We start from the raw sequence: 10,815 nt of genomic DNA, 5'->3' as shown, positions 1-10,815 counted from the left end.
CCGTGTAACGGCTGTAGGGACGCACGATCTGTGCGTCCGTCCCCGTTAAAGGCTACGATGTCCAATTTTTACGATGATGGGTTATACGTCTCGCCTTGACACAACGGACGCACAGATCGTGCGTCCCTACACCTGCTACTCGTCACGGAGCCATACCAGCCGTTACACGTCTCGTCGTTCGACAACGGACGCCCTCCCGCTAAACACTCACCGTGCGTCCCTACACCAGCTACTCGGGATATTTGCGGGATCTACGATGAGAGGGGTGTAGCGTATGTTAAGAAATACCGTTATCTTTGTTTCTGAATTAAGCTAGGTCGGGTTGACTTGCCTAGCTATAACCTTTAGCAAGTGAAGCTTGGCTTCGCTCCTTTAACCTATAAATAGTAACTCACACAACTCTGCTTCATCAATATGACAGACCATAATAAGGACTTCGTCCACTATGCACACGCTCATCTTCGGATGAATACCAATGCACTCAACGACTACATAACTGCCTCTGCAGGCTATATCAACCCAACCATCATTGAGGAGCGTCAGCTCAACGTGGCTCAGATGGATGTCTTCAGCCGACTGATGATGGATCGTATCATCTTCCTCGGCACGGAGGTCAACGACTACACGGCCAATGTAATCCAGGCACAGCTCCTATACCTAGACAATGCGGACCCTGGTAAGGACATCTCGATTTATATCAATAGTCCTGGTGGGTCGGTCTATGCGGGCTTTGGCATCTACGATACGATGCAGTATGTGGGCTGTAATGTCTCAACGATGTGTACGGGCATGGCCGCCTCGATGGCTGCTGTCCTCCTCGTAGCGGGTGCCGAGGGCAAGCGCTACGCACTACCCCACTCGCGGGTGATGATCCACCAGCCGATGGGCGGTATGCAGGGTCAGGCGAGCGACATAGAAATCGCTGCTAAGGAGATCCTCAAGGTGAAGGCTGAGCTCTACAAGATCATCGCTGATCACTCGGGTCGCTCTGTCAAGGATATCGAGCGAGACAGCGACCGTGACAAGTGGATGACTGCTGCAGAGGCTCTGGAGTATGGTATGATTGACAAAGTACTCACATCGACTAAGCAGACAGCTAAGGAGAAGAAGGCAGATGGCAAAGAAAAGTAATTCGATAGAGCGTCGATGCTCCTTTTGCAATCGTCCTGAGAGCGAGGTGCCTATACTAATAGGTGCCGAAGGCTCTGCACAGATCTGTAGTGATTGTGCTGAGCAGATCTACACGTTGCTCTATCAGAACGGGCTTGTCTCTGCACCTGTGCTGGACGCTACTCAACAGGAGAAGCAGAAAGTCAAGAACGCTTCATTTGCTCCACTCACCTATGAGTCGCTACCCAAGCCTCAGGAGATAGACGCCTATCTAGACCGCTATGTGATCGGACAGAGCGATGCTAAGAAGTATCTCTCGGTGGCTGTCTACAACCACTACAAACGTATCTTAGCTAGCCAAGAGAAGGACGGTAAGAGTGACGAGAGCTCTAAGCTGGACGATGTAGAGATCGCCAAGAGCAACATCCTTATGGTAGGACCGACGGGGTGTGGCAAGACGCTCCTAGCACAGTCGATAGCTCGTATGCTGCAGGTGCCCTTTGCGATGGTTGATGCGACTGTCCTGACGCAAGCAGGCTATGTGGGAGAGGATATAGAGAGTATCATCTCTCGCCTACTGCAAAACTGCGACTATGACGTCGCAGCTGCAGAGCGTGGCATCGTCTTCATCGATGAGATCGACAAGATAGCCCGCAAAGGCGACAACCCCTCCATCACTCGTGATGTGAGTGGTGAAGGGGTTCAGCAGGGCCTTCTCAAGCTCCTCGAGGGGAGCGTCATCAACGTTCCTCCTTATGGTGGTCGCAAGCATCCCGAGCAGAAGTTTATCCAGGTCAATACGCAGCAGATTCTCTTCATCTGTGCAGGCGCCTTTGACGGCATCGAGCGCATCATCGGCTCTCGCCTCAACACCCGTGTGGTGGGTTATAAGGAGCAGCAGATGGACTACCAAACGATCCAAAACAATCTGTTGGCGCACATTACTCATCAAGACCTACGACGCTACGGCTTGATCCCCGAGATCATAGGCCGTCTGCCTATCCTCACCTATCTGGACGCTCTAGATAGTGAGTCGCTCCTGCGCATCCTCGTGGAGCCTAAGAACGCCATCACGAAGCAGTATCAGAAGCTCTTTGAGATGGATGGCGTACGGCTCACCTTCGACGAGGAGGCACTCAAGTATATCGTCAGCATAGCTGTTGAGACGAAGCTGGGGGCTCGTGGACTACGCTCGATCGTGGAGAAGATCATGATTGATGCGATGTACGAGATACCCTCTCTCAAGCGCAAGACGCTACGTATCACAGAGCAGTATGCCCGCTCTAAGGTGACGCCGAGCATGACTGCCTCTCTAGCAAACTAAATCTACCTCTGACACAAACCTGTGCATCACTCTATGTAATCGTTATCCACCTTTTGGAGAGTCTATACAACAGCTCTCCTGACGGTCAATCTCACTTACCATGACACACAATCTGACAGAACTACTGAGTAAGATCTTCGGCTTTGAAGAGTTCAAGGGAAATCAGAAAGAGATCATCCAAAGCTTGCTAGAGGGTCACGACACTTTTGTCTTGATGCCTACAGGTAGCGGTAAGTCCCTCTGCTATCAACTCCCTGCGCTCATTATGGAGGGGACGGCTATCATCGTCTCTCCGCTGATTGCTCTGATGAAGAATCAGGTTGATGCCCTAAGAGAGACGACTGGATCTAACGACATAGCTCACGTACTCAACTCGTCGCTCAATAAAGCCCAGCTGGATCAGGTCTACCAAGATGTCTCTGCGGGTGCTACAAAGCTACTCTATGTAGCTCCTGAGTCACTGGGCAAGGCTGAAAACATTGAGTTCTTTCGTAAGATCAAGATATCCTTCTTTGCGATCGATGAGGCACACTGTATCTCGGAGTGGGGGCATGACTTTCGCCCTGAGTATCGTAAGATACGTCCCGTGGTCGATGAGATAGGTCGCAGACCGATCATAGCCCTGACAGCGACGGCGACGCCTAAGGTGGAGCATGACATTCGCAAGAATCTAGGCATCCTCGATGGGAATATATTTAAGTCTAGCTTCAACCGTCCTAACCTCTACTACAGCGTAGAGCCAAAGGGGGAAGATGTCAATGCACGCATCATCCGCTTTATCCGCAAGAGACCTAACAAGAGCGGTATCATCTACTGTATGAGCCGTGAGAAGGTGATGAACCTCTCCAAGCTACTTCAGATGAACGGCATCAAGGCTCTCCCCTACCATGCGGGACTAGACGCTAAGGAGCGCTCGGCAAACCAGGACGCCTTCCTGAGCGAGGAGTGCCGTGTGATCGTCGCTACGATAGCCTTTGGGATGGGTATCGACAAGCCCGACGTGCGCTACGTCATACACTACGATATGCCTAAGAGCCTTGAGGGCTACTATCAGGAGACAGGACGTGCAGGTCGTGATGGTGGCGAGGGATACTGCTTAGCCTTTTATAATGAGAAAGATATACAGAAGCTGGAGAACTTCATGCAGGGAAAACCTATCGCCGAGCAGGAGATAGGTAAGCAATTACTCGCAAAAACTTCTACCTTTGCACTCACGCCCATGTGTCGACGGGCATATTTGCTCTATTATTTCGGAGAGAGATATGACCAGGATAACTGTGGAGCGTGTGACAATTGTGCAAAAAACAGACAAACGATGGAGGCTAAAGAGCTTTTGAAACAACTGCTCCAAACGGTCTTGGAGCTCAAAGAACAATTTAAGAAGGACCACGTCATTGATGTAATACTAGGTTGCGACACAGCCCCTATTGAGGACTTTCATCATGACAAGCTGAAGTCCTACGGTATCGGCGAAGACTACTCACGAGAGATCTGGGAGCTAGTCGTAGAGCGAGCATTGGTGCTACAGTACCTCACCGAGAGTACTGAGACTTACGGCATTCTGAGCGTTACACCGAGTGGTAAAAAGTTTATCAAGAAGCCTTCCTCATTCAAGATTGTTGCTCCCGATGCGGAGGATCTAGACGATGACGACGATGATCTAGACGATGATGATGAGGTAGATAGCGCTGCTTCTAGTGGACGTGGACGTACGGCCTCCACGGACCCCGCTCTATACAGCATACTCAGGGATATACGCAAGAAGCTGAGTACCAAGCTAGGACTCGGCACGGCTGGGATCTTCCCCGACTCAGCACTTGAGGAGATGTCTACTCTATACCCCATAACCTTACAGGAGCTGAAAAACATTTCGGGTATCAATGTAGAGCAGGCCGACAAGTATGGAGAGGAGTTTGTCCGCATCATACGCAACTATGTTGAGGAGTATGAGATAGAGCGACCTGAGGACTACAAGATCCGCACTCTGCCCAACAATACCAAGCAGCATATCTCTATCGTGCAGCAACTAGACCGTCAGATAATCCTCGAGGATATAGCTATCTCGCACTCCATCAGCACAGACGATCTGCTTACAGAGCTGGAGCGCATTGTCAAGTCTGGCACTAAGGTAAAGCTCAACTACCTCATCACCTCCGAGCTGGGCGAGGATAGCTATGACGAGCTAAAGGAGTACCTAGAGGATCACCCTGGGTGTACCCTGGATGATCTCATCAGCGAATACGAAGACTTCTACAATGAGGCAGAGCTACGACTCGCTATGCTCATCTACTTCTGCAATCAATAAAGACCACATTAGCAATACAACTCTTATGTCTATCTATAGATTATCTATATCACACGTACGCTGGGGGATGCCAGTCATCCTCTTGTCGCTACTGGCGAGCTTCTCTCTGACGGCACAGACTCCTCAGCACAAAGCTTCTAGAGGATCTGTCGTTGATGAGGTCATATGGACCGTAGGCGATGAGCCCATACTCAAGTCTGAGATAGAGAATCAAAAGCTCTATATGCGCTCTCAGGGGATGCACCTCGAGGGAAACCCCGACTGCTACCTGACGGAGCAACTAGCGGTTCAGATGCTCTTCCTCAACCAAGCTAAGATCGATAGTATCTCGGTAGATAATACTAAGGTAGACCGATTTGTAGACAACTTTATGGAGAGCCTCGTACAGCAAGTCGGCTCTCGTGAGCGTCTCGAGGAGTACTTCAATCGTCCCTACTCAAGCATTCGTGAGCAACAGCGCACCATGGCGGTCAATAATGAGATTGTCCGACAGATGCAGCAGAAGATCATCCAGGGAGTCACGGTCACGCCATCAGAGATTCGCTCGTACTACGCTCAGATACCACAAGATAGCTTGCCTTACATACCAGATGCTGTTGAGGTGCAAGTGCTTAGGATCACCCCAGAGATAGAACTAGCAGCTATTGACAAGATCAAAGAGCAACTCAGAGGCTACTCCGAGGACATCCTGGCTGGGCGACGTGACTTCTCTACGATCGCACGACTCTACTCGCAGGACTCCCGCACATCTGTACGTGGTGGCGAGTATGGCTTCGTGGCTCGTAGTTCGCTAGAGCCTGAGTTCGCACAGGTTGTCTTCGCACTGTCTGACACCAAGCAGGTATCACCCATCATACGTACCGCTACGGGCTACCATATCGTACAGCTGATTGAGAAGCGTGACAACACGATCAACTTCCGCCACATACTCCTCAAGCCCAGCATTGCACCTGACAAACTACAGCAAGCCGTCAACAAGGCGGACTCTGTCGCTGTAGTGGTGCGCAATGGCAAGACCTCCTTTGACGATGCCGTCATCCTATGTAGCAACGTGGAGGAGACGAAAAACAACTATGGCCTCCTCCTCAACGAGAATCAGGAGAGTGACCGATATGGGACAGGGCTCTTTACAATGTCTGAGCTACAGCAAGACTACGCTTCTCAAGTAGACAAGATGCAGGTGGGCGATGTCTCTCCAGCATTCGTTTCTCAGGATGCAAATGGCAATACCCAGGTAGTGCTTCTCAAGCTCAAGCAGCGTATATCGGGGCACCGAGCCGATATGGCTACCGACTTTCAGCTTATCAAGCAACTAGCCCTGCAGGATAAGAAGCAGAAGGAGATAGACAAGTGGATCGTCCAGCACCAGAAGAGTACTTATATACGCATCAGCCCTGACTTTCAGCAGTGCAACTTCAAGTATCCAGGTTGGATTAAGAAGTAGTACCTACGCTTCCTCTAGGAAGACGATAGAGTACCTCTGTATCTGCCATTAGATTATAAAGTCTATGTCCCATCAGCCTAACGAAGCAAGCACGACAAAGCGACTACTACTCACCCTCAGCGGGTTGCTAGCAGTCGCTCTGCTCCTCTTCGTGGGGCTACCGCTTTGGGGCGGGACAGTATGGCTACACACTTCGCCTCATACGGCAGAGGATCCAGCGCCTCCCCCTACGATGGTGGGTGGCAAACGTCTCATCATCCTAGACCACGCCGACATCCTCAGCCACGATCAGGCTATACTCCCGGACGTTGTCATCTTGTCAGGCAATGTACGCCTCAGGCACGGTAGCTGGATCATGACTTGCGATAGTGCCAATCTCAACGAAGAGACCAACTCCTTTGACGCTTTCGGGCATGTGCGGATACAAGAGGGAGACTCGATCTCAATCACCGCTGGAGAGATGACCTACGATGGTATGACCACCCTAGCGGAGCTCCACGACAATGTGATATTGACCAAGAATGTCACGACACTCTTTACCGAAAGACTCTTCTACGATCGAAATCAAAAGGTCGCTTACTACGACAACTTCGGCACCCTTGCTGACTCAGTCAATACGCTTACCTCTGTCTACGGGGAGTACAACACAGGCTCTGACGAAGCGCTCTTTCAGAATCAAGTACACCTAGAGAACGACCGCTTCACCCTCGACACCGACATCCTGCACTACAATACAAAGACCTCGATCTGTCGTATCGTTAGCCCCACCATCATTGAGACGACCGACTCGGTCACGATAGAGACGGATCGTGGCTTTTACAATACCGACACCGAGCAGAGCATCCTCCTCGACCATTCTCTCGTCACCCATCCCGATGGCACCATGACGGGCGACTCGATACTCTACGACAAGAAAAGAGAGATCTGCCAGGCCTACTACGACGTGGTGATAGACAACCAAAAGGACAAGGCCACCTACTTCGGCGATTACGGCTATCTCGATCAGGCCAACGGCTACACCTATGCCACAGGACGAGCCTACGTCATGGACTACTCTGAGGAGGACACCTTATATATGTCTGCCGAGATCATGGAGGGGATCAAGCGCAATCTACCCCCGCCTCCAGGAGCTACCGATTCGCTAGAGGTCAAGTACACCAAGGGCTATCACGATGTACGCCTTTACCGCAAGGATATACAGGCCATCGGGGACTCGGTGCACTACTTCTCCCTAGACTCGCTCATCAAGCTTTTTGGCTCTCCGATCTTGTGGAACGACTCGACCCAGCTCAAGGGCGACACCATCTATGCTCATCTAGCCAACGATACGATCGACCACGCCTTCGCCTGGCTTAATGCGTCAAGCGTTCGCTGGCTTGACTCCGTTAAGCAGGATCGTGTCAAGGCCGATACGATCCAAGCATACTTTCGCGAGGGAACCCTTGACCACGCTTTCTACCGCTCCAACGTTGAGTCTCGCTACTACCTCATACAGGAGAAAACGAAGCACTACTACGCTCTGGCTCAGGTTAAGAACCCGCAGATGGACGTCTACATTACCGATGACAAGCTCGACCACATCCTCTGGCATGGCAAGGCCGAGGGGACGATACACCCGATCCAAGACCTCACCGATGAGTTGCGTCAGATGAGCGGTGCCGAGTGGCATGGCGACAAGCGTCCGCTCTCACCCGAAGATGTTATCCCCGACCGTACAGCGCCTCCAGCCTCTACCGACTCGCTCGCCACACTGCAGGGGCAAAACAGCAAGATGAGCAAAGGCTTCGATGGCCTAGCCGCATGGCAAGCCTTCTATACAGAATACAAGCAAGCCATTGAGAAGCCTAAGCCAGCAAAAGCTAAGAATACGGCATCACCCGATACGACTGCCATAGCCGTGGAGCCACTTCCCGTCTACATTCGTCGCCCACTAGAGAGCGACACCAGCTCCGTACCGTCTCTCGCAGACTCGTTACAGAGCTACATGCACCTCTTACCACTATACTCATGGGACTCATATTTAGACCGCGAAAACCGCGCACCTTCCACCACCAACCCATCTACTGGGATCCTAAGAAGGAGCAACTCCAGCGACGCATCGAGCAGATCAGACGAGAGCTCGAAGCTGCCGAAGGCTCCGACACAGCAGGAAGTAGCGACGGCACCAGCAAAGAAGACGGCAAGCAAGTAGAGTCCACCTATGGCTCTGGCGAAGAGTTTCGTGACACCCTCTCCGAGAGCCTCTACGGTGGTACGCGACATCTTAAGAAGCAACGAGACCGAGGGATAGACAACTACGCCCGCTCGGGGATCATCCTACGCTGCATCCTTATGCTCATTCTCTTAGGCTTCATCGTCTGGGTACTATACTATAGACAGGGACCCCTCTTCTCCTTCCTATGAGCGAAATCATACATCTCCTCCCCGACAGCATAGCCAATCAGATAGCCGCTGGCGAAGTGATCCAGCGACCAGCCTCCATGCTCAAAGAGCTGGTCGAAAACGCCATCGATGCCCACGCCACGCAGATAACCATTGAGTTGCAAGATGCCGGCAAAGAGCTCATGCGCGTCATCGATGACGGTGTCGGGATGAGTCCGCTAGACGCTCGTATGGCCTTCGAGAGACACGCCACCAGCAAGATATCCTCCGTCGATGACCTCTTCACGCTCCGATCCATGGGTTTCCGAGGCGAGGCTCTTGCCTCCATCGTGGCTGTAGCTCAGATCGAGCTGATCACACGACAAGCCGACAGTGACATAGGCTACAAGCTCTTGATCAACGGCTCTGAGGTCATCAGCTCCGCACCCACCGTTGCCGAGATAGGCACCTCTATCACGGTGAAGAATCTCTTTTACAACGTCCCCGCAAGGCGACGCTTCCTCAAAGGCTCCGAGACAGAGCTACGACACATCTACCGCCAGTTCGAGCGGATCGCTCTGGTCTACCCCGAGATCGCCTTCACACTCTACTCCGAGGGCAAGCTCATACGCAACCTTCCCAAGAGCGACCTCCAGCATCGTATCGTAGACCTCCTAGGCAAAAGCTACTCCAAGCAGCTCATCCCCATCGAGTACCAGGGTCCCTTGGCAAATGTCTCGGGCTTCATCACCTTGCCACGAGACGCTAAGCGCAGAGGAGCCCAGCAATTCTTCTTTGTCAATGGACGCTATATGAAGCACCCCTACTTCCACCGTGCTGTCATGAACGTCTTTGAGGACCTCGTCGCGCCAGGTAGCCAGCCCAACTACTTTATCTACTTTCAGGTGGACCCCAGTCGCATCGATGTCAATATACATCCGACCAAGACCGAGATCAAGTTCCTCGACGAGCAGGCCATCTTCAAGCTCCTCATGGTAGTGCTACGAGAGCACCTCAGCACCACCAGCGCTATGCCCGCTATCACCTTTAGCACCGATCAGCTCATTGAGATACCAGCCTACGATGCCACACGCCAGAGTAGCACCGCACTTCAGCCACCGCCCGTACAGATAGACCCTGAGTACAACCCCTTTAAAGCTGTCTCTACGGACGACCAGAAGCCCCTCGACCCGCTCTCCTCAATGAGTAGTGGCTCGCCCGCTCATTGGGAAAGCTTTATCGACGACTTCCAGCAGAGACGAGGCGAATCAACACTTCCCGAAAGCCATCCCACTGAGGCAACCCCCACAGCGATGGATCCACTCTTTACGGTCTCCACTAGTACATCTCAGCCTGTGGCCAACAGCTCCAACTTGGTCTACACCTTTCAGGAGCGCTACCTCTTCACCACCATGAGCGACCGCCTCGCCGTCATACAGATCGAGCGTGCGCTACTACGCATCTACTACGAGCAGCAGATATCTACGCTCACACTGGAGCCTGACCAAGCACAGCCACTACTCTTTGCCGAGGAACTGTCGCTACCCAGCGACCTCTACCCGACCCATCACGAGTTGGTCGAGAGCTTGCAGCAGATCGGCTTTGAGATCACCCCGCAAGCAGGAGCCTCCGCAGACTCAGACGAAAACGTCTACCTCATCACCTCCGTCCCCAAGCCACTCCGCCCCATTGGTGTCGCTGACTTGATCACCAAGACGCTCGGCGAATACCTGGATCAGGTTGATAAAGACGATACGGATACCACACTTCCCCCAGCGGAAATCCTAGCGCAGCTCTTCCTCTCCAGCGAAGCACTCCGCCAAGCCAGCGAACTGGTGCGTCACACACTCCATGCACGAGCAGCGCAGCCCAGTCAGATTATCTCAGACCTCTTCCTGACACCCAATTCGCAGTTCGACCCGCTCGGGCGCTCCATCATGGTCTCGCTCACATCCGAGGAGATCGACAAGTGGTTCTAACCCTCCTTGAGATCACATCTGTCGTCCCTTAATAAGTAGACGATGCAAAGATGAGACGTGTAACGGTCCCCGAACGATGAGACGTGTAGCCGGTGTATGGACGCACGGAAGTGTCTAGCGGGAGGGCGTCCGTTGTATCAAAGGGTACAGCGCCATGGTTTTAACGAGGACGGACGCACAGATCGTGCGTCCCTACACTGGTTACACGTAAAGACCGCATTACACGTAAAGGCCGTTACTCGTCTTGCTGTACTACAACGGACGCTAGACCTTACCGCCCACACCCTTGAGG

6 protein-coding genes are annotated in these 10,815 nt (G+C 52.4%); all 6 read left to right on the top strand.

Going from position 1 to position 10,815, the window contains the following annotated elements:
- Positions 1-414 precede the first annotated feature (414 nt).
- A complete protein-coding gene (clpP, locus tag Q0X57_RS05515) occupies positions 415-1,131 on the top strand; it encodes an ATP-dependent Clp endopeptidase proteolytic subunit ClpP (protein WP_297728784.1) in 717 nt (238 codons plus the stop codon).
- Positions 1,115-2,434, top strand: coding sequence for an ATP-dependent Clp protease ATP-binding subunit ClpX (clpX, locus tag Q0X57_RS05510; RefSeq protein WP_297728781.1), 1,320 nt, complete (start codon positions 1,115-1,117; stop codon positions 2,432-2,434). Before clpP ends, clpX begins: the two co-directional genes overlap by 17 nt.
- 100 nt (positions 2,435-2,534) lie before the next feature.
- The gene (gene recQ / locus Q0X57_RS05505; RefSeq protein WP_297728778.1) at positions 2,535-4,739 is read left to right on the top strand and encodes a DNA helicase RecQ; all 2,205 of its coding nucleotides are present in this window, start codon (positions 2,535-2,537) and stop codon (positions 4,737-4,739) included.
- A 25-nt stretch (positions 4,740-4,764) separates the two neighbouring features.
- A complete protein-coding gene (locus Q0X57_RS05500) occupies positions 4,765-6,183 on the top strand; it encodes a peptidylprolyl isomerase (RefSeq protein ID WP_297728775.1) in 1,419 nt (472 codons plus the stop codon).
- Positions 6,184-6,247: 64 nt separating this feature from the next.
- Positions 6,248-8,374: an OstA-like protein gene (locus tag Q0X57_RS05495; protein ID WP_297728772.1), complete on the top strand. Its 2,127-nt coding sequence runs from the start codon at positions 6,248-6,250 to the stop codon at positions 8,372-8,374.
- A 208-nt stretch (positions 8,375-8,582) separates the two neighbouring features.
- The gene (gene mutL, locus Q0X57_RS05490) at positions 8,583-10,523 is read left to right on the top strand and encodes a DNA mismatch repair endonuclease MutL (RefSeq protein WP_297728768.1); all 1,941 of its coding nucleotides are present in this window, start codon (positions 8,583-8,585) and stop codon (positions 10,521-10,523) included.
- The last annotated feature ends 292 nt before the right edge of the window (positions 10,524-10,815 follow it).

Origin of the sequence: uncultured Porphyromonas sp. (genome assembly GCF_947254915.1) — a bacterium.
Lineage (GTDB): Bacteria > Bacteroidota > Bacteroidia > Bacteroidales > Porphyromonadaceae > Porphyromonas.
Note: the sequence above shows the minus strand (reverse complement) of the source record. Positions and strands in the feature narration are given on the sequence as shown.

Excerpts from the sequence above, each read along its gene's own strand:
- clpX (WP_297728781.1), top strand. The coding sequence starts at position 1,115 with ATGGCAAAGAAAAGTAATTCGATAGAGCGTCGATGCTCCTTTTGCAAT.
- Q0X57_RS05495 (WP_297728772.1), top strand. The coding sequence starts at position 6,248 with ATGTCCCATCAGCCTAACGAAGCAAGCACGACAAAGCGACTACTACTC.
- Q0X57_RS05500 (WP_297728775.1), top strand. The coding sequence starts at position 4,765 with ATGTCTATCTATAGATTATCTATATCACACGTACGCTGGGGGATGCCA.
- mutL (WP_297728768.1), top strand. The coding sequence starts at position 8,583 with ATGAGCGAAATCATACATCTCCTCCCCGACAGCATAGCCAATCAGATA.
- clpP (WP_297728784.1), top strand. The coding sequence starts at position 415 with ATGACAGACCATAATAAGGACTTCGTCCACTATGCACACGCTCATCTT.
- recQ (WP_297728778.1), top strand. The coding sequence starts at position 2,535 with ATGACACACAATCTGACAGAACTACTGAGTAAGATCTTCGGCTTTGAA.